Origin of the sequence: Streptococcus sp. SS4, assembly GCF_030440125.1 — a bacterium.
GTDB lineage: Bacteria > Bacillota > Bacilli > Lactobacillales > Streptococcaceae > Streptococcus.
In genome coordinates this window covers 66420-91503 of the sequence record NZ_JAQFJM010000002.1, presented here as the reverse complement: position 1 = coordinate 91503, position 25084 = coordinate 66420, and the positions used below count along the sequence as shown (strand labels likewise).

The window sequence follows — 25084 nt, the reverse complement described above, 5'->3', positions numbered from 1 at the left end:
AAAAAATTTGGCTTCTTGTTCATATATTTTTATAGAACAGCTCATCGTTCCAGCCTTAATTTTGTACGGCGTATCGAAAATAAAAGAGGAGTAGCCATAAAACAACAAGTCCCCTAGACCTAGTCTGGGGGACTTGTTGTTTTGATGTTGTTTTAGAATTGGCCCTAAATCAAGTTAATTTATGACTTGTCTCTATAAAAGAGGGTTAATGTAAAAACGATGGTCGTCAATTGGAATAATTTGAACAGGATTTTGGTAGAAGTCAGCTAGAACTTCCGGTGTGATAATATCGTTTTTTGGTCCTTGTGCCACGATTCTTCCCTGACGGAGTAGGAGAATGTGGTCCATCTTTTCAGTAATCTCTTCAGCATGGTGGGTGACGTAAAGGACCAGTGGTGCATGAGGAAGCGAGGTGATACGGTCAATCTGACGTAAGAGTTTTTCGCGGGCAAAGAGGTCCAAGCCAACAGTCGCTTCGTCAAGGATAATGATGTCAGGATCTTCCATGAGACTGCGAGCAATCAAACAAATTTGTTTTTCTCCTTGAGACAGGCCATGGTATTTACGACCTATCAAATCTCCAGCACCAAGTGAGGTCAGCATGTCCTTGGCTTTTTGCAACTCCTTATCTCCATATGCCTTGTAGAGGATTGAGCTCTTGTATTTACCAGTAAGGACGATTTTTTCAGCAGTCATATGCTTAGGCAAACGCTCAGTGATGAAGGAGCTGACGATACCGATATGTTGACGAAGACCTGTGATGTCTCCATTCCCAAAGGTGTAGCCTAGTATCTCAGCCTTTCCCTCAGAAGGGAAGAATTCAGCTGTCAACAAACGTAGGAGGGTTGATTTTCCAGCACCGTTAAGTCCCAGGATAGCCCAGGTTTGTCCTTTTTCAACTGTCCAGTTAAGATCAGACAAAAGTGTTTTTCCTTGGCGGGCCAAGCTGACATTTTCTAAGCGTATAAGTGACATAAGTCTCTCCTTCGATGATAAATTACTCTAATTATAGCATAAAATAGGAACCTATATTGGGAAATTGTGATATAATGGAAGTCAGAATTTTTTTAGAGGAGAAGAAAAAATGGAAGACTCCAGTGGTCAGTCCTTATTATTTCAATCTATTTTATTACTAATATTAACCTTGCTTACGGCCTTTTTCTCAGCATCAGAGATGGCTTTAGTATCACTAAACCGTTCACGTGTGGAACAAAAGGCTGAAGAAGGCGACAAGAAATTTATTCGCCTGCTCAAGGTTCTTGAAAATCCAAATAACTTCTTATCAACCATTCAAGTTGGTATTACCTTTATCAGTCTCTTACAAGGGGCTAGTCTCTCCGCTTCACTAGGTGCAGTGATAGCGACTTGGTTTGGTCATGCAGCCTGGGCTAAGACAGCAGGTAGCATGATTTCTTTGGTTGTCTTGACCTATATCTCGATTGTTTTTGGGGAACTTTATCCTAAACGTATTGCTATGAACCTCAAGGAAAATCTAGCCATCTACTCAGCACCAGTTATTATTGTTACGGGTAAGATTGTTAGTCCCTTTGTTTGGATTCTTTCAGCATCGACAAATCTTGTGTCTCATTTGACGCCTATGACCTTTGATGATGCGGATGAGCAGATGACTCGGGATGAGATTGAGTACATGTTGGCCAAGAGTGAAGATACACTTGAGGCTGAAGAAATTGAAATGCTCCAGGGGATTTTCTCTCTTGATGAATTGATGGCACGTGAGGTTATGGTCCCTCGTACAGATGCCTTCATGATTGATATTGAAGACAATACTCAAGAAAATATCCAAGCTATTCTCAAGGAAAGTTTCTCTCGTATCCCTGTTTACGAGGATGACAAGGATAAGATTATCGGTGTCATTCATACTAAAAACCTTCTAAAAGCAGGTTTTGAACTTGGTTTTGAAAATATCAAACTTCGTCGAATCATGAACGAACCTCTCTTTGTTCCAGAGACTATCTTCGTAGATGATCTCTTGGCGGCCTTTCGTAACACCAATAATCAGATGGCTATCTTGCTTGATGAATACGGTGGCGTTGCTGGTCTTGTTACCTTCGAGGACCTTTTGGAAGAAATCGTTGGTGAGATTGACGACGAAACAGATAAAACTAGTGTGGAAGTTCGTGAAATTGGTGAGAATACTTATATTGTCGAAGGAGCTATGACTCTTAACGACTTCAATGAACATTTTGATACAGAACTTGAGAGTGATGACGTTGATACTATCGCAGGTTATTATTTGACTGGTGTGGGGGCCATCCCAACTCAAGAAGTCAAGGAACACTATTCAGTTATCAACAAGGACAAACACCTCGAATTTATCAATGATAAGGTTAAGGATGGTCGCGTAACCAAACTTAAGGTAATCATCACGGCAGCTCCAGAAGAGGCAGAAGAATAGTTTTCTACATGTTTTTATTAGAAAATATTGGAACTTAAAAGCGACTATTTACTAATTAGGCACTTTCTCTCATTATGAGTGAAAGTGCTTTTTCTTATCTATCTTGGAATATCCGCTTATCAAAATAATAAGATTAGAAAACGTCTATAAAATACGTCATAAAGCCTTTTTTAGCTATCAAAACTGCCAGACTTTGTCAGAAAAAGAACTATAATTTTGGAGATGCTCTAACATATTTTAGCGTATCGATAGATTTAGAATAAAAATAAATAAGATTTTAATTAAAACAGTCTTTTATTACTTTTTTATGGTAGAATATAAATTAACTGATAAATGAAAAAAGGAGAATCTTAATGGCTTCTAAAAAATCTATATATAGTAGCTTGCTTTTACTCACCCTTACCCTAGGAGCTTTTGTACCAGTAACTTCTTTTGCGGACGACGGTATTGCGACAAATGATGCTGTTCTTACACAACCAACGACAGATCGTGTAGCAACAGGTCCTTCAACAGCCCCAAGTGATGGTGACTTGGCTCGTAGCAATGATTCAAACACAGGTGCGGCAACGCCAACAACACCTACAGTTCCTGAAGTACCAGCTGAACCAACAACACCAGCAACTCCAGAAACACCTGCGACACCGGCTCCAACAGTTGATTCATCAACAACACCAGCTGATAAACCAACTGAGAAACCAGCCGATAAGCCAGAAGAACCGGCCTCACCAACTGATAAAGGGACAAGTGAAGCAGCTCAAACCCCTGAAACTCCAGCAGTGAACATTAATGGACAACCTGTTGTTACCGTAACACCAACAGCTCCAGTTGTCACTGCAGCTGGTCAAACAATTGTGTCTACACAAAACAGCCAAATTGTCATCGCTAACACTGATGGTACAACAAGTGTTGTCGCTCCTGAAGCAGTAGGATTCAAAGTGAATGCTGACGGTACATTGACTGGTAAAGATGCTAAAGGTAAGGAAGTTACACTTCCTAAGACTGGTGAAGCATCAACAGTAATCTTGACATTGGCAGGAACATTTTTCCTTGCTGCTGCAGCCTTTTTGGGGCTTAAGAAACGTGCCTAATAATATAGATGATAAAAGACTGGATTTTTCCAGTTTTTTTGTTTTTCTTCTGGTATAGTATAGATATCATTTAATTTTAGATGTATTATAGTATAACCTTTGCTTGAATTCAGGCAGATATGGAGCATGTTTCCGATAAAAGAGGTATAATAAAAACATGTAAAAAGCGTTTACAAGGAGGCTGCCATGGCAGAAATTGATTACAGTCAGGTGACTGGACTTGTTCATTCAACCGAAAGTTTTGGATCCGTAGATGGTCCGGGTATCCGTTTTATTGTTTTCATGCAAGGCTGTAAGATGCGTTGCCAATATTGTCATAATCCAGATACTTGGGCTATGGAGTCAAATAAGGCTGTTGAACGTACGGTTGAAGATGTCTTAGATGAGGCTCTTCGTTTCCGTCATTTCTGGGGTGAGCATGGTGGTATCACTGTTTCAGGTGGTGAGGCCATGCTTCAGATTGATTTTGTCACTGCCCTCTTTACAGAGGCTAAGAAGCTAGGAATTCACTGTACGCTTGATACTTGTGGGTTTGCTTACCGCAATACTCCTGAGTATCATGAAGTTGTTGACAAACTTTTGGCTGTAACTGACTTGGTTCTACTGGATATCAAAGAGATTGATCCTGAACAACACAAGTTTGTGACCCGTCAACCTAATAAGAATATCTTGGAATTTGCTCAATATCTGTCTGATAAACAAGTTCCAGTCTGGATTCGCCATGTCTTGGTACCTGGTTTGACAGACTTTGATGAACACTTGATTAAGCTCGGCGAGTTTGTAAAGACCTTGAAAAATGTTGATAAATTTGAAATCCTTCCCTACCATACAATGGGTGAGTTCAAATGGCGTGAGCTCGGTATTCCATATCCTTTGGAAGGGGTCAAACCACCAACAGCAGATCGGGTCAAAAATGCCAAAGCTCTCATGCACACTGAAACGTATCAAGAGTATAAAAATCGTATCGGTGTTAAAACCTTGGATTGAAAAAGAAGCTCTTGACAAGGGCTTTTTAACTTTGTTATTATTTAGGGAGCAATAAAGAGCAGGTAAATTATGTTTCGTATTTTAAAATTTGATGATGACTTTGTTTATCTCAGTCATCCTGACGGGCGACTTAAGAAAATAGATCGCACGCTTTTTGATTTTGATATAAAATTAGGAGACCGTATTGATGTCTACCAAGATGGGGACTTGACCGTTGTTACTCTGGCAGAAGTTCAAACGGACTTGAGCTTAGAGGGAGACAAATCTGTTAAATCACACCTCTTGCAAGGAATTTTAGATCTTTTCCTTGAGACTCTTAATATTCACAACAATCATTTGGGTGACTTGAAGAAGATTTTCACGCAATTATTGATTACACTCTTCATGGCTTGGAGCTTGCTAGGTGTTATTCTGGTTGAGATTCTTCTTTTCGCAGAATCGATTATTGTTTTCCTATGGAGACTCTTAGTTCGTCTTATTAAGTGGATGCATATTAAAGACAACACTAAAGTCTTGATTGATGAGACGCAAAAACGTCATGCTAAGCGTGAGCGTCAAAAAGCTCAAAGACTTGAGCAGGAAAGACGTCGCCAGGAAGAGCTAGAAGAACGTGAATACCTTCGTGAAACAGAACGTCAAAAGGAACTCATGATTGTTGAAGCTAGCCTTAGTCAGGAAGCAGAGCGTGAGAGCCTTTCAACTAGCCTTGCTTTGGAGCAAGCAGGTGCCTCAAGTCAATCTGCTAGTGAAGACTTGGTCGAAGAAAGTCAGTCAACTTCAGAGTCAGAAGTGATGTCTGAATCAGCAAAGTCTGAAAAATAGAACAAAAAAGAACTGAGATTTTAACTCTCAGTTCTTTTTTGTATGAGAAAAGCACCAGAGGTGCTTGTGAGAGGTGACTAAAGTGTTTTTTCAGAGTCACGAACAATGAGCAAGTCAACTTTTGCGTGACGGAGAATGTATTCAGAAGATGAACCAATAAGCAAGCGTTCAAAAGTATTGAGACCAGTGGCACCAACCATAATAAGGTCAACATTTTCCTTATCAGGGATATCAACAGCCAAGAGGCTCTTAGGATTACCGAACTCAATAACTTTGCGAATCTTGGTTAAACCAGCTTCTCTGGCTTGGCGTTCAAAGTCAGCCAAAACAGCTTTAGCTTCGTCTTCTAGTTTTTCATAGATATAAGAGTCGAAAGTCGCAACGCTTTGAAGGGCGCGTGTATCGATAACGTGTACCAATAGTAACTGAGCATTATTACGTTTTGCAACGTGCACACCTTTAATAAAGGCCAGTTCTGATTCGTAAGAACCGTCGACAGCTACCATAATACGTTCATATTGTTGAGACATAAGCTCTACCTCCTATCTTTAGCTTTATTATACTCCTTTAATTTAAAAAATGAAAGCGTTGTTATGGATTTTCTGAAATCTTTTTTTGACTGCTTACTTTAGGATGTCCGTAGTAATGTGAAGATTTCAGTATTATCTAAAAATTGAAGATTGCATGAAAAAGAGGTATAATACAATCTGTTATTAGCTTCGTAAGAAACATGATAATTAAACAATTGGAAGACAAGTCTTCAGAAATGATACCAAATGGCTGAGCCTAAATAAAGTTGGTGTCAATAAAAGTGGAAATCCCCATCAGGTGTTGAATTTTCTTATTTTCTGCTAGATGTATCTGCTTTTAGTATCTTTTGAAAGGATTAACTTATGAAAACATTTGATAAATCATCAAAGTTGGAACACGTTGCCTATGATATTCGTGGACCAGTTTTGGATGAAGCCAACCGTATGATTGCTAACGGTGAAAAGATTCTTCGTCTTAATACGGGAAATCCTGCGGAATTTGGCTTTACAGCACCGGATGAAGTCATTCGTGATTTAATTATGAATGTTCGTAACAGTGAAGGGTATTCGGATAGTAAAGGGATTTTCTCAGCTCGTAAGGCGATTATGCAGTATTGCCAGTTAAAGGGATTCCCAAATGTAGATATTGATGATATTTATATTGGTAATGGTGTTTCAGAGATGATTTCCATATCTATGCAGGCCTTGCTTGATGATGGAGATGAGGTCTTGGTCCCAATGCCAGATTATCCTCTTTGGACAGCCTGTGTCAGTCTAGCAGGCGGTAATGCCGTACACTATGTATGTGATGAAAAATCTAACTGGTATCCAGATATTGATGATATCAAATCAAAGATTACGTCAAATACTAAGGCAATTGTAGTCATCAATCCCAATAATCCTACAGGTTCGCTCTATCCTAAGGATGTTCTTGAACAGATTGTGGATATTGCTCGACAAAATGATTTGATTATCTTTGCGGATGAGATTTATGACCGCTTGGTTATGGATGGTAAGAAACATACTGCAATCGCTAGTCTTGCACCAGATGTCTTCTGCGTGTCTATGAATGGTCTTTCTAAGTCTCACCGCATCTGTGGTTTCCGTGTGGGTTGGATGGTTCTCTCTGGACCTAAAAAGAATGTCAAAGGCTATATTGAAGGGCTTAATATGTTGGCTAACATGCGTCTCTGTGCCAACGTGCTCTCTCAACACGTTATTCAGACTTCACTTGGTGGCTACCAATCCGTTGATGAGCTCTTGATTCCTGGTGGGCGTATCTATGAACAACGTGAGTTTATCACGAATACCGTAAACGCTATTCCAGGGCTATCAGCTGTTAAGCCAGATGCAGGGCTTTACATCTTCCCTAGGATTGACCGTAACATGTATGATATTGAAGATGATGAAGAATTCTGTCTTCGTCTCTTGAAGAAGGAGAAGGTTCTCCTAGTTCCAGGTAAAGGCTTTAACTGGAATGAACCAGATCACTTCCGTATTGTCTATCTTCCTCGAGTGGAAGAGTTGGCTGATCTCGGTAATAAAATCGAACGAGTCTTGTCATATTACAAGCGCTAATTCCTTAAAAAAACTGGACAATAAGGCTTGTCCGGTTTTTATTTTTTCTAAAAGGGGGGATATATTTGAGAAAAATCCGAATATTCTTCCTAAAAATGCCATAATATACTTAATATAATGAATAGTAGAATAATAAATAATTTTCAGACAATTGTTTGCAATTTCTGGGTTAAGTGTGCTATAATGATAGGGCTAGTGAGTCTTGACGCAGAAGATTAGTACAAGGCTTGATATTATTATGACTACAATAGAAAGTGAAGACAATAAATATGGCAAATTTGCTGGCTAAAACACGTAAAATTACATCTATCTTGCAACGCTCAGTAGACAGCTTGGAAGGAGATCTTCCATACAACAACATGGCTGCTCAATTGGCGGATATCATTGATTGTAACGCTGCTATCGTTAATGGTGGTGGTGCTCTCCTTGGTTTTGCCATGAAGTACAAAACCAACAATGATCGTGTGGAAGAGTTTTTTGAAGCTAAACAACTTCCAGAAGAATACACACGTGGTATCAGCCGTGTTTATGATACTCAAGAAAACATTGGTATTGATAGTGACTTGACCATTTTCCCAGTGGAGTCAAAAGATGACTTCCCAGATGGTTTGACTACAATTGCCCCTATCTATGGTGGTGGTATGCGTCTTGGTTCTTTCATCATTTGGCGTAACGATCATGATTTTGTGGATGAAGATCTTATCTTGGTTGAGATAGCCTCTACGGTAGTTGGGTTGCAGTTGTTAAACCTTCAAACAGAGAACTTGGAAGAAACGATTCGTAAACAAACAGCTATTAACATGGCTATTAATACCTTGTCTTACTCAGAAATCAAGGCAGTTTCAGCTATCTTGAACGAGTTGGACGGTTTGGAAGGTCGCTTGACAGCATCTGTTATTGCTGACCGTATCGGAATTACGCGTTCAGTTATCGTTAATGCCCTTCGTAAGTTGGAATCAGCTGGTATTATTGAGAGCCGTTCACTCGGTATGAAAGGGACTTATCTTAAAGTCCTTAACGAAGGTATCTACGACAAATTGAAAGAATACGAATAAGAAGAATACTGAAAGAGAGTGAGGTAGGAGGACCTGCCCCACTTTTTTAAAAGGAGAAAGTAGCATGACAAAGGCATTGATATCAATTGATTACTCTTATGATTTTGTGGCAGATGATGGGAAGTTGACGGCTGGTAAGCCTGCCCAAGCCATTGAAGATCGTATTGCTCAGGTAACTCAAGAAGCCTATGACAATGGGGATTATATCTTTGTTGCCATGGATCGACATGATGAAGGAGATACCTTCCATCCTGAGACTAAACTCTTTCCACCTCACAATATTGCAGGGACATCTGGGCGAGAACTTTATGGTAAGTTAGCTGGTGTATATGATGCCATCAAGGACGATCATCGTGTCTTTTGGATGGACAAGCGACACTATTCAGCCTTTTCCGGAACGGATTTAGATATTCGTTTACGTGAGCGTCGTGTGACGACAGTTGTTTTGACGGGAGTTTTAACAGATATTTGTGTGTTACATACGGCCATTGATGCTTATAATTTGGGCTATGATATCGAGGTGGTAGAGAGTGCAACAGCCTCCTTGACGCCTGAAGCTCATGACTTTGCTATCGGGCATTTTAAAAATGTGCTTGGAGCAACAATTGTGGAGTAAGAGTTAGTTCTTACTCTTTTTTATCATTGTCATAATGGAGAGAGGATTGAGAGTGGGAATCTGTCCTACTCTCAATTTTTTGTCTAAAATCATAGGATAGTATCAGTTTTCCGTAGTTTACTATAAGAAAACGATTACAGGCTATTGTATACTATTACCATATTAAGTCGAAAGATATAGGAGGTAGAATAATGACTAAAAAATTAACTTTTCCTGATGGATTTTTGTGGGGTGGAGCGACAGCAGCCAACCAATGTGAAGGTGCCTATGATGCTGATGGGCGTGGTTTAGCCAATGTTGACGTGGTACCAATTGGTGAGGATCGCCTTTCCATTATCACTGGACGTCGCAAGATGTTTGATTTTGAGGATGGTTATTTTTATCCGGCCAAGGAAAGTATCGATATGTACCACCGTTACAAGGAAGATATTGCTCTCTTTGGTGAAATGGGCTTTAAGACCTATCGTCTTTCTATTGCTTGGTCACGTATTTTTCCTAAGGGTGATGAGGCTGAGCCAAATGAAGCTGGGCTTGCCTTTTACGAGGACCTCTTCAAGGAATGTCACAAGCATGGCATTGAACCTTTGGTGACGATTACACACTTTGATTGTCCAATGCACTTGATTACCGAGTATGGAGGATGGCGTAATCGTAAGATGCTTGGCTTCTATGAAAATCTTTGCCGTACCCTTTTCACACGCTTTAAAGGTTTGGTTAAGTACTGGCTCACTTTCAATGAAATCAACATGATTCTCCATGCCCCATTTATGGGAGCAGGACTCTGCTTTGAAGAGGGTGAGAATGAGGAGCAGGTTAAATATCAGGCTGCTCACCATGAGTTGGTAGCCTCAGCTATGGTGACGAAATTGGCTCATGAGATTGACCCTGAAAATAAGGTCGGTTGTATGTTGGCAGCAGGTCAATATTATCCAAATACAGCCCATCCACGTGACTACTGGGCAGCTATGCAAGAAGACCGTAGTAGCTATTTCTTTACTGATGTTCAAGCTCGTGGAGAGTATCCAAATTATGCTAAGAAACAGTGGGAACGTGATGGCATTGAGCTTGAGATGACTGAAGAAGATTTGGCCCTTCTTAAAGAGCATACTGTTGATTTTATTTCCTTCTCTTACTATGCAAGTCGTGTGGCTTCAGGTGATCCAGAAGTTAATGAAAAGACTGCTGGAAATATCTTTGCCTCTATTAAAAATCCCTATTTGGAAGCTTCAGAGTGGGGCTGGCAAATTGACCCACTAGGCCTTCGTATTACGCTCAATGCTATTTGGGATCGTTACCAAAAACCAATGTTTATCGTTGAAAATGGGCTTGGTGCTGTGGATACGCCAGATGAAAATGGTTATGTTGAAGACGATTATCGTATCGACTACTTGGCAGCCCACATCAAGGCTATGCGTGATGCTATCAATGAAGATGGTGTAGAGCTTTGGGGTTACACAACCTGGGGCTGTATCGACCTTGTTTCTGCTGGAACTGGTGAAATGAAGAAACGTTATGGCTTCATCTATGTGGACCGAGATAACGATGGTAATGGTAGTCTTAAACGCTCTAAGAAGAAATCATTTAACTGGTACAAAGAAGTTATCGCAAGTAACGGTGCCTCTGTAGAATAGGGTGTGAGTTCTCGACTAATGACATCTATGAGTTGAGAGGTGTTGGGTGTTCTAAGCCATGTGCTAGTCTGAATCCTGTTTTACTCATATAACGAGCACTAAGAGAAAATTGATCTCCATTTAAAGTCAGCCTTAGGGTTGGCTTTTTTTGTAAGGGATAGAAATTGTAATGTTTTCTAAAAAATGATATTCTTGTTAGAGTTTGAGAGGAAGAAAACATGGGTAAAAAATCGGTTGTATTTGTAGCTGAGCTATCCTATATGGAAAAGTTAGAGGTAGCTCTTAAATCTTTGTGTGCACATCAAGGGCAGTGGAAAATTTATGTGCTAAATGAGAATTTACCAACAGAATGGTTTACGCTGATGAATCGTCGTTTAGAGGCTATTGATTCTGAAATTCTCAATTGTCGTGTGTCTGCAGAAAGCTTTAAACAATTTTCGCTTCCAAGTGCGCATATTCATTATGCGACTTTTTTCCGTTATGCGATACCTGAGTTTGTTCAAGAAAATCGTGTTCTCTATTTAGACTGTGACATGATCTTCACGCAGGATTTGTCACCACTTTTTGAAGTAAATCTGGGCGGATTTGGTATTGGAGCGGTAGTGGATCGTCCAACGACGACAGATGGTTTTAACGCTGGTTTGATGGTTATTGATACCGACTGGTGGCGACAACACAAGGTGACAGAGTCTCTTTTTGACTTAACTAAAGAACATCATCAAAATGTTTATGGCGATCAAGGGATTTTGAATCTTTATTTTAAAGACGTCTGGCACCAACTTCCATGGACTTATAATCTCCAAGTAGGCTCTGACAAGGATCAGTACAGATATGGGGACTTGGATTGGTATGATGTTTTTAAAGGGGTGCCAGCGGTTATTCATTACACCTCTCACAATAAACCTTGGACCTCTAAGCGTTTCAATCGTTTCAGAGACATTTGGTGGTTTTATTATGCCCTATCTTGGGAAGACATCTTATTGAGAAAGCCATCCTTAAAGCTTAGCTTTAGTGATATGGTAGGTGATTTTCCTTACCATACGGCTATTTATACTAATACGGCAGACATCTTTGAATTGGAACATTTGCTGCAGGCTCTTCCAGATGTAGCTTTTCATGTTTTGGCTCATTCTCATTTTGGGTTTAATTTGGTGAAATTGGAGCAGTATCCAAACCTTATTCTCTATCCGTCCTTTGATCCATTGACCAGTCGAAAGGTTTTGGAAAAAATAGATTTTTATTTGGATATCAACCCATTTGACGAGGTTGATCATATCACAGAAACGATTCATCAGTTGGGTCTTCCAATTTTCTCTTTTGAAGGGACCAATCATGACCAGACTGGGAAAAATCAAGTGTTCAAGAATGACCAAGTAGACCAAATGGTAGAGGCAGTTCGAGACTATATAGATACGATTGAGAGATAGACCATGGAAAATAAAGAAGTAGTGAGTATTGTGATTCCCATTTATAATGTGGAAGCTTACCTGAAGCAGTGTTTGGAAACGATAGTGAATCAGACTTATCCAAAACTTGAAATCATTCTTGTCAATGATGGTTCTCCTGACAATTCAGAGGAGATTTGCAAGGAATTTTTCAAGAGAGATTCGCGTATTCGCTATGTGCGACAAGTTAATGGGGGCTTATCTGCAGCCCGAAATACAGGAATTGACTTAGCCACAGGTGATTACATCACTTTTGTAGACCCAGATGACTGGGTAACAGAGGATTATGTGGAGACCTTATACACTCAGCTTAAAAAGTATGAATCAGATGTTTCTATTGCCAACTATAACTTGTTCAATGAGAGTACAAGTAAGTTTTTGATTAAGGTGACGGAGAACGATTTTTCTGAAACCCTCTATGAAGGAAGAGACATCATAGATCAGGATGCCATTCAAGAGACACGAGATATGGCTTGGGCATGTGCCATGATGAAACTCTACAAGATTTCCTTATTCGAGGATCTTCGTTTTCCTGTCGGTAAAAATGTTGAAGATAATTTCCTGATGTACAAACTCTTGTTAAAGGCCAATCGTGTGGTTCATACTGAGAAGTGTATCTACTGGTACCGAGTGGGTCGTAAGGATACGCTGTCACAGGTCTGGACTGAGAAGCGTGTTTTAGATGAGATGGAAGCTAAGAATGAAAAACTAGCTTTGCTAGGTATGTTGGGCTATGATTTGACCTGGCATCGTTATATTTATAAGACGCGTCTAAAACGGGCGATTGAAAAAATGGAAGAAGCTAATCTTCAAGATACTGAGACCTATAAGACGGCGCAGGTTAACTTGAGATTTTTGGAGCAATAAAGGTCGAGGGTTAAGCTATTTATAGCTTGGATTAGTCAGAAAGGATAACTATGCTCATTATTGCACAAGAACCCAGTCAGGCAACGGAAAAACTGAGAAGATTACTAGATTCCTTTGGTATCCAGTACCGTGTGTTTTACACTAATTTTGAAACAGATGTAGATAAAGCTACTATTAGTTTAGCTTCATCATTTATTTATTCCTCTGAGGAAGATTATCAAGGGGAACCACTCTTTTTTAACGATTTGTCAGTTCCTCTATATTGGGAATTGTGGACTTTGGGGATTACGACCTATATTTTTGATGGTCAAGACCGTCGTGCTAGTGTCATTTTTCGTGACAATCTAAAGGAACGTACGGTCAAACAAGTCCAATGGTTTGGACAAGGGGAAAAAGTTGTTGCGATAGACGACTATAATCGCTATGGTTGGCGTACCAAACAGCGACTTCTGGATGATCAGAGACAAGGCATTATGGATATTTACTTTAATCGTAATCAAGAAGAGGTCTTGCTTCACTATATTCAAGATGGGTACTTGATTGATCAAGAATCTGAAGGAAGAGATAGGATTTTCTCGGGTAGGGAAGAATTAACTAAGGTTGTTTTAAATCAAATTCTAAAGTCAGACGAAGCTATCATCTGTATGGATTCCAATCTAATCCCGATTTTGCAGACCTTGAATGCTGATCGTCTGGTCTATTGCTCCGACAGTCATGATGGTCTTGAGTTTATTCAAAGTCAAGTGAATCATGTTTTGATTACTAATTATTATCCACAAGAGGAACGTTGCTCAGGCATGATTTATTTAGCTGGTGCTGAACAAGAAGGTTCCCAGACTTTTGTGCCTCAGGCTATGGTGATGACTGCTTCTGAAAATATTGAGGGACTAGCTGACTTGGTTGATGCTTTTCCGGATATTGACTTTCACATTGGAGCCCAAACTAGTATGGGACCTAAATTGACTTGTCTCGAAGATAAGGGAAATGTCCATCTTTACCCAGGGATTCGTCAGGAGAAATACCAAGAGCTACTAAGGAAATGTTTCATTTATTTAGACTTGAATTATGGAAGTGAAGTATCTGATGCAACATTGGATGCGATTGAAAATGGGCAGCTACTTTATGGCTTAGAATCAACGGTTCATCGTCACTACTATAAGGACTTACCAACGGTCTATACTTCCTTAGAGGAACTAGAGCAAGATTTCCGACAACTCTTACAGCAACCAGAGTTTTACCCTAAGGCTCTTGAAAGTCAGAAAGAGGTTTTGAAACTCGCCGAGAGAGAAGAAATCTTAGCTTTCTTTACTAGATTGAAGGGGGAAGAAGATGACAATTTACACCTTTAACCTATTGGTGGGCTTTGAGCCTAATGGTGTGGACGTGGCCCAGGCGTCGAGAGCTTTGATGCTACGTGAATTAAATGAGCCTGCTAAGTTTGTCTTTACGACCTGGCCACAACCCTATAAATTAGACTATTATCTTGCTTTAGGGCATCGCTACGAGGAACTCCTCCATGCCTATCTTAGCTTTACAGATCAAGACAGTCATATCCCATCCTTGACAGTGGGGGCCTTACAGCAAAAATTTAAGTTGACACGTCTAGATTTGAAGAGTCAAAGCGAAACAGACTCTGTTTATGTCTGTTCTGATGGCACTTCTTTAGTCTTCAAGATGGATTCCTACCAAAAAGGTTGTGTGCGGTATGTGGATTACCACGTCAATGGTATGCTTTTAAAGCGTGAGTGGTATGGAACAAGTAAATTAGTCACAGAATACTTTGAAAAAGGCATTATCATCAGGAGAAGTTATCACAATAAAGATGGTCGCATCGCCTTTGAAGAACTCAAGCAAGGGACCAGCTGGTTATATAGGTTGGGAACTGAGATTTTAGTAACAAAAACAGAGGTCATGCGTCGTTTTCTAGCAAGACTTCCACTGACAACTGCGGATACCTTGTTGCTGGATAGGGCCTCCTTGATGGAGTTTATGCGACCGATTTATGAATTGGATACACCTGCAAAGTTAGGCTTCGTTTTTCATTCAGAGCATGAGTTTGAAAATGGCGACCTCTACTATGAGTATTATTACATCTTTAAGTACGCCCAACGTTTTGATTTCTTCATTACAGCTACGGAGGCACAAAAGGCTGTTTTAGAGAATACCTTGAAAAAGCAAGGTGTAACAGATGCTAGTATTCATGACCTAGCAGTGGGACATTTGGATAACCTTAGTTTTCCAGAGGAGCAGAGGAAGCCTCTTAGTTTGATGACCGCTTCGCGATTGGACCCACGTAAACGCTTGGATTTAGCTATAAGAGCAGTCGCCCTTGCTCATGAAAAAGAGCCAAATCTTCACTTTGACATCTACGGTAAAGGTGGCGAGCAAGAGAATCTACAAGATCTGATTGATACTCTTGGGGCGAATGATTACATCCAACTTAGAGGACATGCGGATTTGCGTGAAGTTTACCCACAGTATGAACTTTATGTCACCGCCTCTCAGTGGGAGACCTTTGGCTTGACTCTGATGGAAGCTGTGGGAGCAGGTCTAGCCTTGGTTGGTTTTGACGCCCGTTATGGCAATCCAACTTTCATCAAAGATGGTAAAAACGGCTTTCTGGTTCCTTATAGCGAAACTATGGATGAGAACCTACTTGTTTCTCAGATGGCAGACAAAATTGTATTTGCCTTAGAAAGTGATCTTGAGTCTATGCACCAAGTCTCATATGACCTGGCAAAACAGTATTTGAAACCAGAAATCCTAGAGGCTTGGAGAAAGCTCTTGATAGCCATACGATAAGTGTTTTGAAAAAGCTCTATCTCTGTAAACTGTAGTGACAAAAAAGTTACTACAGTTTTTTTATCCTCCAAGCAAAATAGGCCTAATTATGGTAAAATAGAACGTATTGAAAAATCATCATTTCACGAAAGGAAGCAAGATGAAAATTACGCAAGAAGAGGTAACCCACGTTGCCAATCTTTCAAAATTGAAATTCTCTCCAGAAGAGACAGCTGAGTTTGCGACAACCTTGTCTAAAATTGTCGACATGGTGGAATTGTTGGAAGAAGTGGACACAACAGGTGTTGCCCCAATAACGACCATGGCTGATCGTAAGACCGTATTGCGTCCGGATGTTGCTGAAAAAGGGACAGACCGTGACCGCTTGTTTAAAAATGTACCTGAAAAAGATAACTATTACATTAAGGTACCAGCTATCCTAGAAGATGGAGGAGATGCCTAATGTCATTCAACAATAAAACCATTGAAGAGTTGCACGATCTCCTTGTCTCTAAGGAAATTTCAGCAACCGAATTGACACAAGCGACACTTGACGATATCAAGGCGCGTGAAGAAGCTGTCAATGCCTTTGTGACGGTGGCTGAAGAAGCAGCACTTGCCCAAGCTAAGGCTATTGACGAAAAAGGAATCGAAAAAGATAACCTCCTGTCAGGGATTCCACTCGCTGTCAAAGACAATATCTCAACAGATGGTATCTTGACGACTGCGGCATCAAAAATGCTCTACAACTACGAGCCTATCTTTGATGCGACAGCTGTTGCCAATGCAAAAGCCAAAGATATGATTGTCATCGGGAAGACCAACATGGATGAATTTGCTATGGGTGGATCTGGTGAAACATCTTACTATGGGGCGACTAAAAATGCTTGGGACCACAGCAAGGTGCCTGGTGGATCTTCTAGTGGTTCAGCAGCTTCTGTCGCTTCAGGGCAAGTTCGTTTGTCTCTTGGTTCTGATACTGGTGGTTCTATCCGCCAACCAGCTGCCTTCAACGGGATTGTTGGTCTCAAACCAACTTATGGAACTGTGTCACGTTTCGGTCTTATTGCCTTTGGTAGCTCACTTGACCAAATTGGTACCTTCTCACCAACGGTTAAGGAAAATGCCCAATTGCTCAATGTTATTGCCAGTGAAGATGCCAAGGATTCAACTTCAGCGCCAGTACGCGTAGCCGATTTTACTTCTAAAATTGGTCAAGACATCAAAGGCATGAAGATTGCCCTTCCTAAGGAATACCTTGGGGAAGGAATTGACCCAGAAGTCAAAGAAACTATCCTTAATGCAGCTAAGCACTTTGAAAAATTGGGAGCAACTGTCGAAGAAGTCAACCTGCCTCATTCTAAATACGGGGTTGCCGTTTACTACATCATTGCTTCATCTGAAGCTTCATCAAACTTGCAACGTTTCGATGGTATTCGTTATGGTTTCCGTGCGGAAGATGCCAAGAACTTGGATGACATCTATGTGAACACTCGTAGCCAAGGCTTTGGTGATGAAGTCAAACGTCGGATTATGCTGGGTACCTTTAGTTTGTCATCTGGTTACTACGATGCCTACTACAAGAAAGCTGGTCAAGTCCGTACCCTCATTATCCGAGACTTCGAAAAAGTCTTTGCGGATTACGATCTTATCCTTGGTCCAACAGCTCCAAGTGTAGCCTTTGATTTGGATTCGCTCAACCATGATCCGGTTGCCATGTACTTGGCTGACCTCTTGACCATTCCAGTCAACTTGGCAGGTCTTCCAGGAATTTCGATTCCTGCAGGTTTTGCGCAAGGTCTTCCAGTTGGTTTGCAGTTGATTGGTCCTAAGTATTCTGAAGAAACAATCTACCAAGCTGCAGCTGCCTTTGAAGCTACGACGGATTACCACAAGCAACAACCCCTTATTTTCGGAGGTGACAATTAATGAACTTTGAAACAGTCATCGGACTTGAAGTCCACGTTGAATTGAATACAAACTCAAAAATTTTCTCACCAACCTCTGCCCACTTTGGGAACGAGCAAAATGCCAACACTAATGTGATTGACTGGTCTTTCCCAGGGGTGCTTCCTGTCTTGAACAAGGGTGTTGTGGACGCTGGGATCAAGGCTGCTTTGGCCTTGAATATGGATATCCATCAGCACATGCACTTTGACCGTAAGAACTATTTTTACCCTGATAATCCAAAGGCTTACCAAATTTCACAATTTGACGAGCCAATCGGTTACAACGGTTGGATTGAAGTGCAATTGGAAGACGGCTCAACGAAGAAAATCGGGATTGAACGGGCCCACTTGGAAGAAGATGCTGGTAAGAACACGCACGGAACAGATGGATTCTCTTACGTAGACCTTAACCGTCAAGGGGTTCCATTGATTGAAATCGTGTCTGAAGCAGATATGCGTTCTCCAGAAGAAGCCTATGCTTATTTGACAGCTTTGAAAGAAGTCATCCAATACACAGGTATTTCTGACGTCAAGATGGAAGAAGGATCAATGCGGGTGGATGCCAACATTTCCCTTCGCCCATACGGCCAAGAGGAATTTGGTACCAAGACGGAGTTGAAAAACTTGAACTCCTTCTCCAACGTCCGTAAAGGTCTTGAATACGAAGTGGAGCGCCAAGCGAAAATCTTGCGTTCGGGTGGTGTCATTCGTCAAGAAACACGCCGTTATGATGAGGCCAACAAGAGCACGATCCTTATGCGTGTCAAAGAAGGGGCAGCAGATTACCGTTACTTCCCAGAACCAGACCTTCCCTTGTTTGAAATCTCAGATGAGTGGATTGAGGAAATGCGCACGGAGTTGCCAGAGTTTCCAAAAGACCGTCGAGCTCGCTATGTGGCAGAGCTTGGCTTGTCTGACTACGATGCCAACCAATTGACAGCGACGAAAGTCACTTCTGACTTCTTTGAAGCAGCGGTAGCCCTTGGTGGAGATGCCAAGCAAGTGTCTAACTGGCTCCAAGGGGAAGTCGCGCAATTCTTGAACGCAGAAGGTAAAACGCTGGAACAAATCGAGTTGACACCAGAAAACTTGGTCGAAATGATTGCCATCATCGAAGATGGAACCATCTCTTCTAAGATTGCCAAGAAAGTCTTCGTTCACTTGGCAAAAAACGGTGGCGGTGCGCGTGAATACGTCGAAAAAGCTGGATTGGTACAGATTTCAGACCCTGAAGTCTTGATTCCAATCATCCACCAAGTCTTTGCAGACAATGAAGCAGCCGTAGCCGACTTCAAGTCAGGTAAACGTAACGCTGACAAGGCCTTCACAGGCTTCCTCATGAAAGTAACCAAAGGCCAAGCCAACCCACAAGTAGCCCTCAAGCTACTTGCCCAAGAATTGGCGAAGTTGAAAGAAGATTGATAAATTTTTTCTAATATAAAAACTAGTCTCATTCTTTGTTGAACATAGAATATAGGCTAGCTTTTTTTGTATACTAAAGAACGGAGGTTTTATATATGAAAAAGTTTGTAGAAAATTTAGACCCTGAAATTGGGTTGGTCACTATCTTATTATTTTTAAGTATTGGAGTTTATTATTTTGGATTAAACTTTAATTTAATTTTATTGCTGTGGTTTGTTATAAGTCTTTTGATACAAATAGTTTCATTCTTTTATCAGAAGTGTCATAAAAAAACACAGTTTCTAGCTGATAAAAATAAAGCAGAAAAATGTTTTATAGTTTTATTTAGGACCTTGTTTATATTTATCGAGATTTTGTTTTTCTTTGAAGTTTTTGCTACTATTTTTTTAGTTCTCTTTTATTTTTGGAAAAGCAGTTTCAGTGGGATTCTATCGTTAGTTTTGTTTTTAGGAACTATGTTTGGATTTAGTTCTCTCTATAAGAGAAAAACAATTTCCCAAAAAATGGATAATCTATTATCCAAATTTGTGTTAGATGGATTTATTTTAGGGTTGATATTTTTTGTAGCGATTTTCTTAGTTTTTGATTTATTTGTCTTTTATATTTCTCTTGATTCGACTACCGGAAAAATATCAGAAAGTGCAATAACTATCCTAGTTTGGTTTCTTCCATTACTTTTACCATATTTAAAAGAATTTGTTGTAACTCAAAACCAATTTCTTTATGGATCTAAAATAGAAACAACACCAGTTTATGATTATTTTGAAACATGTTTTAAAATAATATGGTTTATCTACCTAATAGCAATTAGAGTCTATTATATTTTATTATCTAAGGAAGATCCTTTTAAATTCAAGCTTTTGAATAAGAATCTTGAGTTTAAATTAGATCATCCAAATAATTTATTAGATTTTATTATTCCTTCTTTAATTGCATTTGGACTATCAATATTTTTGTTTTTCGTAATGCAGATGTTATATGAATATGTTTTTGTTACCAAGAATATCAACAAATATATAATCAAGACGAACAAAAATCTTAAAGATTTTGACTTTATATTTAAGATAAATAAGTCTGACAATAGTATCCAATTTCAAGGAGTCGTCTATTGTAACAAATTATATGGAATAAAGAAAGAGGAGAAATTAGATGTCTTAAAGGATTGTCTTATTTTTAAACCATTTATTAATGGAGAAGTTGAACCACACTTATTGGATTCTACTACACCTAAAAATGTATATAATAATTTTTTTGTAAAATCTATGGGAGTGAAAACAAAAGATGTTGAAAAAGCAATTGAAGATCCATGGAAATCTAAAATATTGAATTATGTTGGAAACTATTGTCCTAATAATTAACGAACAAATTTAAAGTAAAGTTTTTTTCGACAGATTATAATCAACTTCAAAGACCTAGGTTATACTTAGGTCTTTTTTGTTATACTAATGGTATTCAATAAAACATCTATTAAGTAGGAGCAACCCTATGAACAAATTATTAAGAGTCCTATTTATCCTAGTCATACTTGCTATGACTGGTGCCATTATTTTTCAGCTATTCTTCCCAACCTATATGGGAAGTCACTCGGGGTACGGCATTTCAGTTGGTTGGCAGAGGGAGATTGGTATCTGGAATGTGGCGGTTCTGGTCATCCTCCTTGCCGTTAATCTCAAATACGATTGGTTTTATCTGAGAGCCGTTCTGCTTGCTTTGATTCTAGGTGGCCTGGGTATTGGGACCAATCATTTCCTTAGTTATCTTCAACATCATCACTCAGTGAATGCTATTGGAGCACTTGAAAATTATCTTTTAGTCCTTGGCTGGATTGTGGGTTGGTGGCTAGAGGTGTCTGGAATCAAAAAGAAATAAGGTAACTATTGTTTAGATTAGGGAGGTACTTCATAGGATACTTCCCTTATTTTTTTGGTCTCTTTTTCCTTGACAAGTAAAAAGAAAACGTTTACAATTTGATGTATAATGTTTCCTGAAAAGAAAACCAAAAATTGTGAAAACAAGGAGATCATCATATGGCTACTATGAAAGCAGCTCGCTGGCATGCAGCGAAAGACGTTCGTATCGAAGAAGTGGAAGTACCTGAAGTACAGCCTCATCAAGTAAAAGTGGCAGTCAAGTTCACAGGAATCTGTGGTACAGATTTGCATGAATATTTGGATGGACCAATCTTCATTCCAACAGAAGAACATGTGTATTCTGGTCAAAAAGCACCGGTTACTTTGGGACATGAATTCTCTGGTGAGATTGTAGAAGTCGGAAGTAATGTGACTCGTGTCAAAGTTGGCGATCGTGTAACCATCGAACCAATTCTTGCAGAGCACAACTTGATTGGTGATTATAACCTTGATCCAAACTTGAACTTTGTCGGCCTTGCTGCAGATGGTGGTTTTGCCAAATATTGTGTCCTTGACGGTGATCTTGTCCATGTGATTCCAGATAGCTTGAGCTATGAACAAGCCGCTCTTACAGAACCTGCTGCTGTAGCTGTGTATGCAGTCCGTCAATCTGCTTTGAAAGCTGGGGATACAGCTGTTATCTTTGGCTTGGGACCAATTGGTCTTTTGATCGTTGAAGCCCTTCGTGCAGCAGGAGCATCAAAAATCTATGCGGTTGAATTGTCTCCTGAACGTCAAGCGAAAGCAGAAGAATTGGGAGCAATTGTTGTTCGCCCAGAAGAAGGGGAAACAGTCGTAGAGGCTATCCATCGTTTGACAGGCGGTGGAGCAGATGTTTCTTACGAAGTTACTGGGGTTCCGGTTGTTTTAGGCCAAGCCCTTGCAGCTGTTCATAAAGCTGGGGAATGTATGGTCGTATCTATCTGGGAACGTGAAGCCAGCATCAATCCAAATGAATTCGCCATCCAAGAAAAATCTCTCAAAGGAATTATTGCCTACCGTCACATCTTCCCTAAAGTTTTGGAATTGATGGAACAAGGCTACTTCCCTGCTGATAAATTGGTTACTAAGAAAATTAAATTGGAGAATATCGTTGAAGAAGGATTTGTTGAATTAACACAAGATAAATCTCAAATTAAGATCTTAGTTCAACCAGAATAAGCTTATAAAGGTCGAATGAATAGATAAAGGTCGAAACCGTTTTGTTTCGACCTTTTTGTGTTACAATAACAGAAACAAATAGATTTGGGAGGTGACTATGTCAAAGACGCTAAAAGGTAGTCTGATGGTCATAACTGCAGGAATTGCCTGGGGATTTTCAGGAGTTTCTGGTCAATACCTAATGGCTCATGGTGTTAATGTCAATCTTTTGACGAGTTTACGTTTGCTTTTGTCTGGTATTTTACTAACGGCTTCGGTCTTTTTTAGGCAGCGAGACAAATTAGTACAAGCTATTAAAGATAGAAAAACCTTAGTAAGTATCGCCTTATTTGCGCTCTTTGGTCTGGTACTAAATCAGTACGCCTATCTTAGTGCTATTCAATACACTAATGCTGGGACAGCGACGGTCTTGCAGTATGTCACCCCAGTTATCATCCTGGCTTTTGTATGTGCAAAATATCGTAGGTTCCCAACAGCAGCAGAGCTAGTGGCGATTATCATGGCTATTGTGGGAACCTTTACCATCGCAACGCATGGTCAGATAAGGGAGCTGGCGATTACACCTCTGGGCTTGTTCTGGGGTCTCTTTTCGGCGGTGACCTATGCAATTTATATCTTACTGCCTGCTAAGGCTATTGAAAAATGGGGAAGTTTGATTGTCATTGGTTTAGGTCTGTTGATTGGTGGTTTAATCTTTCCGATTGTTATCCAAGCCTGGAAGTACGAGCTACCCTTGACTAGTGGAAATCTTCTAGCACTCTTTGGCTTAGTCTTCATTGGGACAGTCTTTGCTTACACCGTTTTCCTTAAGGGGACAACCATGGTTGGAGCTGTCAAAGGGAGTCTTTTGGCTTCGGTAGAACCTATAGCGTCGGTCATTTTGACCGTATTAATTATGGGGGACCGCTTCTTTGCCATTGATGTGGTTGGAATGTTTTTAATTGTTCTTGCTGTTATCATCATATCGCTTAAGAATTTAGTTGCCCTTAAAAAACAAGAAAAAATTCAAAGATAAGAATGGAGCCTGAGTGATTGTGGCTCTTTTCTTTATTGTTCTGTAAAGGATGTTCTTAAAAAATAGGACTTAAGTCCCACACATAAACCTTAAAATTATGGTAGAATAAGAGGTAAACTAACATTTTGGAGAGAAAATGACTATAGACGATTACAGGCCCCATTTTATGGTGGAGGCTGTTTATGATTTGAAACCTGACCAGCTACGTGAACACGGTATTCGTGCCGTCTTGGTCGATTTGGACAATACCTTGATTGCTTGGAACAACCCTGATGGGACTCCTGAGCTACGTGCTTGGTTGGATGAGATGACAGAGGCTGATATTCCGGTAGTTGTGGTCTCTAACAATAAATATGAACGTGTTGAACGTGCGGTTGCCAATTTCCATGTGGATTTCGTGAGTCGTGCCATGAAGCCTTTCACTAAAGGCATTAATGAAGCGATTGAGCGTTACCACTTTAATCGAGACGAGGTCGTTATGGTGGGAGACCAGCTAATGACTGACATCAGAGCTAGCCACAGAGCTGGGATTCGATCGATTTTGGTCAAGCCTTTGGTGAAATCAGATGCTTGGGTAACCAAGTTTAACCGTTGGCGTGAACGTCGCATGTGGAAAAAGATTGAAAAAGCATATGGTCCAATGACCTTCAACAAAGGAATTTAATGGAAGAATTATTTTGTATTGGGTGTGGAGCCCAAATTCAAACAGAAGATAAAGAAAAAGCAGGTTTCACACCTGCTAGCTCTATTAAAAAGGCCGAAGAAACAGGTGAGTTATACTGCCAACGCTGTTTCCGTCTTCGTCATTACAATGAGATTGTGGATGTCCACATCACAGATGATGAATTTTTAAAATTGCTTCATGAAGTTGGTGATAGTGATGCCCTCGTTGTCAATGTCGTTGATATTTTTGATTTTAATGGATCAATCATACCAGGCTTATCACGCTTTGTTTCGGGTAATGATGTGCTCTTGGTTGGAAATAAAAAGGATATCCTGCCTAAATCTGTTAAAGATGGTAAGGTAACCCAATGGTTGACAGAACGTGCCCACGAAGAAGGCATGCGTCCGGTGGATGTCATGTTGACGTCTGCCCAAAATCACCATGCCATTAAAGAGTTGATTCAACGTATTGAAAAACTCCGTAAGGGTCGTGATGTCTATGTTGTTGGTGTTACGAATGTTGGTAAATCAACCTTAATCAATGCCATCATCAAAGAAATTACTGGTGATAAAGATGTTATTACAACCTCTCGTTTTCCAGGAACGACCCTTGATAAGATTGAAATCCCATTGGATGACGGTAGCTATATTTTTGATACACCAGGAATTATTCACCGACACCAGATGGCACACTATCTGTCAGCGAAGGATCTCAAGTACGTTAGTCCTAAGAAGGAAATTAAGCCAAAAACTTACCAGTTAAATGCAGGACAAAGCTTATTCCTAGGCGGTCTTGGACGTTTTGACTTTATTGATGGGAATAAGCAAGGTTTTACAGCCTTCTTTGATAATAACTTGAAGCTACATCGTACCAAACTTGAAGGCGCAGATGCCTTCTATGATAAGCATGTTGGAAGTCTTCTCATGCCTCCTGGACCAAAGGAATTGGCTGATTTTCCAAAACTTGTTCGTCATGAATTTACTGTTAAAGATAAGACAGACATTGTCTTCTCAGGATTAGGATGGATCCGTGTCCAAGGAAAAGCTGACCAACCAACCATCGTTGCTGCTTGGGCACCAGAAGGTGTTGGCGTTGCCGTACGAAAAGCGATTATTTAAACTTAATTAAGTAGTTAAAAGGAATAAAC

23 protein-coding genes are annotated in these 25084 nt (G+C 40.1%); 21 read left to right on the top strand and 2 right to left on the bottom strand.

What is annotated here, in order from left to right; translation table 11 throughout:
• Positions 1-192: 192 nt before the first annotated feature.
• The gene (locus tag PCY16_RS02540) at positions 193-975 is read right to left on the bottom strand and encodes an ABC transporter ATP-binding protein (RefSeq protein WP_195413549.1); all 783 of its coding nucleotides are present in this window, start codon (positions 973-975) and stop codon (positions 193-195) included.
• A 109-nt stretch (positions 976-1084) separates the two neighbouring features.
• Between PCY16_RS02540 and PCY16_RS02535 the strand changes: the two genes are divergently transcribed.
• From PCY16_RS02535 to PCY16_RS02520, 4 genes are all read left to right on the top strand, one after another.
• Positions 1085-2416 (top strand): hemolysin family protein, encoded by a 1332-nt coding sequence (locus PCY16_RS02535; protein ID WP_013991098.1) that lies wholly within the window; start codon positions 1085-1087, stop codon positions 2414-2416.
• 353 nt (positions 2417-2769) lie between these two features.
• Positions 2770-3504 carry an LPXTG cell wall anchor domain-containing protein gene (locus PCY16_RS02530; RefSeq protein ID WP_155213414.1) on the top strand — a complete coding sequence of 245 codons (735 nt, stop codon included), beginning with the start codon at positions 2770-2772 and terminating at the stop codon, positions 3502-3504.
• A gap of 186 nt (positions 3505-3690) precedes the next feature.
• On the top strand, positions 3691-4491 hold the full coding sequence (gene pflA, locus PCY16_RS02525) for a pyruvate formate-lyase-activating protein (RefSeq protein ID WP_002891689.1): 801 nt from the start codon (positions 3691-3693) through the stop codon (positions 4489-4491).
• Between the two features lie 69 nt (positions 4492-4560).
• Positions 4561-5313 carry a hypothetical protein gene (locus PCY16_RS02520; RefSeq protein ID WP_195413550.1) on the top strand — a complete coding sequence of 251 codons (753 nt, stop codon included), beginning with the start codon at positions 4561-4563 and terminating at the stop codon, positions 5311-5313.
• Positions 5314-5390: 77 nt separating this feature from the next.
• Here the strand turns inward: PCY16_RS02520 and PCY16_RS02515 are convergent, their stop codons facing one another.
• Positions 5391-5843 (bottom strand): universal stress protein, encoded by a 453-nt coding sequence (locus tag PCY16_RS02515; protein ID WP_002884397.1) that lies wholly within the window; start codon positions 5841-5843, stop codon positions 5391-5393.
• 363 nt (positions 5844-6206) lie between these two features.
• On the opposite strand from PCY16_RS02515, the gene PCY16_RS02510 reads away from it, so the two are divergent.
• The 17 genes from PCY16_RS02510 to yqeH all read left to right on the top strand — a co-directional run bounded on the left by PCY16_RS02510 (position 6207) and on the right by yqeH (position 25055).
• Positions 6207-7421, top strand: coding sequence for a pyridoxal phosphate-dependent aminotransferase (locus PCY16_RS02510; RefSeq protein ID WP_004183315.1), 1215 nt, complete (start codon positions 6207-6209; stop codon positions 7419-7421).
• A 269-nt stretch (positions 7422-7690) separates the two neighbouring features.
• Entirely contained in the window at positions 7691-8476 is a 786-nt protein-coding gene (gene codY, locus PCY16_RS02505; protein WP_002884784.1) for a GTP-sensing pleiotropic transcriptional regulator CodY, read from the top strand.
• A gap of 64 nt (positions 8477-8540) precedes the next feature.
• A complete protein-coding gene (locus tag PCY16_RS02500; RefSeq protein ID WP_073688410.1) occupies positions 8541-9092 on the top strand; it encodes a cysteine hydrolase family protein in 552 nt (183 codons plus the stop codon).
• Positions 9093-9283: 191 nt separating this feature from the next.
• Positions 9284-10723 (top strand): 6-phospho-beta-glucosidase, encoded by a 1440-nt coding sequence (locus PCY16_RS02495; RefSeq protein WP_060972570.1) that lies wholly within the window; start codon positions 9284-9286, stop codon positions 10721-10723.
• Positions 10724-10941: 218 nt separating this feature from the next.
• A complete protein-coding gene (locus tag PCY16_RS02490; RefSeq protein ID WP_195413551.1) occupies positions 10942-12150 on the top strand; it encodes a glycosyltransferase in 1209 nt (402 codons plus the stop codon).
• Between the two features lie 3 nt (positions 12151-12153).
• Positions 12154-13035 (top strand): glycosyltransferase family 2 protein, encoded by an 882-nt coding sequence (locus tag PCY16_RS02485; protein ID WP_195413552.1) that lies wholly within the window; start codon positions 12154-12156, stop codon positions 13033-13035.
• A 50-nt stretch (positions 13036-13085) separates the two neighbouring features.
• On the top strand, positions 13086-14384 hold the full coding sequence (locus PCY16_RS02480; protein ID WP_195413553.1) for an accessory Sec system glycosyltransferase GtfB: 1299 nt from the start codon (positions 13086-13088) through the stop codon (positions 14382-14384).
• Entirely contained in the window at positions 14365-15837 is a 1473-nt protein-coding gene (locus PCY16_RS02475) for a glycosyltransferase (RefSeq protein WP_301353524.1), read from the top strand. Before PCY16_RS02480 ends, PCY16_RS02475 begins: the two co-directional genes overlap by 20 nt.
• Before the next feature lie 139 nt (positions 15838-15976).
• Positions 15977-16279 carry an Asp-tRNA(Asn)/Glu-tRNA(Gln) amidotransferase subunit GatC gene (gene gatC, locus PCY16_RS02470; RefSeq protein WP_073949715.1) on the top strand — a complete coding sequence of 101 codons (303 nt, stop codon included), beginning with the start codon at positions 15977-15979 and terminating at the stop codon, positions 16277-16279.
• Entirely contained in the window at positions 16279-17745 is a 1467-nt protein-coding gene (gene gatA, locus PCY16_RS02465; protein ID WP_195413555.1) for an Asp-tRNA(Asn)/Glu-tRNA(Gln) amidotransferase subunit GatA, read from the top strand. The genes gatC and gatA overlap by 1 nt, the downstream gene beginning before the upstream one ends.
• Entirely contained in the window at positions 17745-19187 is a 1443-nt protein-coding gene (gene gatB / locus PCY16_RS02460; RefSeq protein WP_195413556.1) for an Asp-tRNA(Asn)/Glu-tRNA(Gln) amidotransferase subunit GatB, read from the top strand. Before gatA ends, gatB begins: the two co-directional genes overlap by 1 nt.
• Positions 19188-19282: 95 nt before the next feature.
• The gene (locus tag PCY16_RS02455; protein WP_195413990.1) at positions 19283-20545 is read left to right on the top strand and encodes a hypothetical protein; all 1263 of its coding nucleotides are present in this window, start codon (positions 19283-19285) and stop codon (positions 20543-20545) included.
• Positions 20546-20672: 127 nt separating this feature from the next.
• Positions 20673-21056, top strand: coding sequence for a hypothetical protein (locus PCY16_RS02450; protein ID WP_195413989.1), 384 nt, complete (start codon positions 20673-20675; stop codon positions 21054-21056).
• A 158-nt stretch (positions 21057-21214) separates the two neighbouring features.
• A complete protein-coding gene (locus PCY16_RS02445; protein WP_037602457.1) occupies positions 21215-22258 on the top strand; it encodes a 2,3-butanediol dehydrogenase in 1044 nt (347 codons plus the stop codon).
• Between the two features lie 97 nt (positions 22259-22355).
• A complete protein-coding gene (locus PCY16_RS02440) occupies positions 22356-23273 on the top strand; it encodes a DMT family transporter (protein WP_037602455.1) in 918 nt (305 codons plus the stop codon).
• 136 nt (positions 23274-23409) lie between these two features.
• The gene (locus PCY16_RS02435; protein WP_002891674.1) at positions 23410-23937 is read left to right on the top strand and encodes a YqeG family HAD IIIA-type phosphatase; all 528 of its coding nucleotides are present in this window, start codon (positions 23410-23412) and stop codon (positions 23935-23937) included.
• Positions 23937-25055, top strand: coding sequence for a ribosome biogenesis GTPase YqeH (yqeH, locus tag PCY16_RS02430; protein WP_002891673.1), 1119 nt, complete (start codon positions 23937-23939; stop codon positions 25053-25055). Before PCY16_RS02435 ends, yqeH begins: the two co-directional genes overlap by 1 nt.
• The last annotated feature ends 29 nt before the right edge of the window (positions 25056-25084 follow it).

Excerpts from the sequence above, each read along its gene's own strand:
- PCY16_RS02490 (WP_195413551.1), top strand. The coding sequence starts at position 10,942 with ATGGGTAAAAAATCGGTTGTATTTGTAGCTGAGCTATCCTATATGGAA.
- PCY16_RS02445 (WP_037602457.1), top strand. The coding sequence starts at position 21,215 with ATGGCTACTATGAAAGCAGCTCGCTGGCATGCAGCGAAAGACGTTCGT.
- PCY16_RS02440 (WP_037602455.1), top strand. The coding sequence starts at position 22,356 with ATGTCAAAGACGCTAAAAGGTAGTCTGATGGTCATAACTGCAGGAATT.
- codY (WP_002884784.1), top strand. The coding sequence starts at position 7,691 with ATGGCAAATTTGCTGGCTAAAACACGTAAAATTACATCTATCTTGCAA.
- gatC (WP_073949715.1), top strand. The coding sequence starts at position 15,977 with ATGAAAATTACGCAAGAAGAGGTAACCCACGTTGCCAATCTTTCAAAA.
- gatA (WP_195413555.1), top strand. The coding sequence starts at position 16,279 with ATGTCATTCAACAATAAAACCATTGAAGAGTTGCACGATCTCCTTGTC.
- PCY16_RS02520 (WP_195413550.1), top strand. The coding sequence starts at position 4,561 with ATGTTTCGTATTTTAAAATTTGATGATGACTTTGTTTATCTCAGTCAT.
- PCY16_RS02485 (WP_195413552.1), top strand. The coding sequence starts at position 12,154 with ATGGAAAATAAAGAAGTAGTGAGTATTGTGATTCCCATTTATAATGTG.
- pflA (WP_002891689.1), top strand. The coding sequence starts at position 3,691 with ATGGCAGAAATTGATTACAGTCAGGTGACTGGACTTGTTCATTCAACC.
- PCY16_RS02435 (WP_002891674.1), top strand. The coding sequence starts at position 23,410 with ATGACTATAGACGATTACAGGCCCCATTTTATGGTGGAGGCTGTTTAT.
- PCY16_RS02530 (WP_155213414.1), top strand. The coding sequence starts at position 2,770 with ATGGCTTCTAAAAAATCTATATATAGTAGCTTGCTTTTACTCACCCTT.
- PCY16_RS02475 (WP_301353524.1), top strand. The coding sequence starts at position 14,365 with ATGACAATTTACACCTTTAACCTATTGGTGGGCTTTGAGCCTAATGGT.
- PCY16_RS02535 (WP_013991098.1), top strand. The coding sequence starts at position 1,085 with ATGGAAGACTCCAGTGGTCAGTCCTTATTATTTCAATCTATTTTATTA.
- PCY16_RS02500 (WP_073688410.1), top strand. The coding sequence starts at position 8,541 with ATGACAAAGGCATTGATATCAATTGATTACTCTTATGATTTTGTGGCA.
- gatB (WP_195413556.1), top strand. The coding sequence starts at position 17,745 with ATGAACTTTGAAACAGTCATCGGACTTGAAGTCCACGTTGAATTGAAT.
- PCY16_RS02540 (WP_195413549.1), bottom strand. The coding sequence starts at position 975 with ATGTCACTTATACGCTTAGAAAATGTCAGCTTGGCCCGCCAAGGAAAA.
- PCY16_RS02495 (WP_060972570.1), top strand. The coding sequence starts at position 9,284 with ATGACTAAAAAATTAACTTTTCCTGATGGATTTTTGTGGGGTGGAGCG.
- PCY16_RS02455 (WP_195413990.1), top strand. The coding sequence starts at position 19,283 with ATGAAAAAGTTTGTAGAAAATTTAGACCCTGAAATTGGGTTGGTCACT.
- PCY16_RS02450 (WP_195413989.1), top strand. The coding sequence starts at position 20,673 with ATGAACAAATTATTAAGAGTCCTATTTATCCTAGTCATACTTGCTATG.
- PCY16_RS02515 (WP_002884397.1), bottom strand. The coding sequence starts at position 5,843 with ATGTCTCAACAATATGAACGTATTATGGTAGCTGTCGACGGTTCTTAC.
- PCY16_RS02510 (WP_004183315.1), top strand. The coding sequence starts at position 6,207 with ATGAAAACATTTGATAAATCATCAAAGTTGGAACACGTTGCCTATGAT.
- yqeH (WP_002891673.1), top strand. The coding sequence starts at position 23,937 with ATGGAAGAATTATTTTGTATTGGGTGTGGAGCCCAAATTCAAACAGAA.
- PCY16_RS02480 (WP_195413553.1), top strand. The coding sequence starts at position 13,086 with ATGCTCATTATTGCACAAGAACCCAGTCAGGCAACGGAAAAACTGAGA.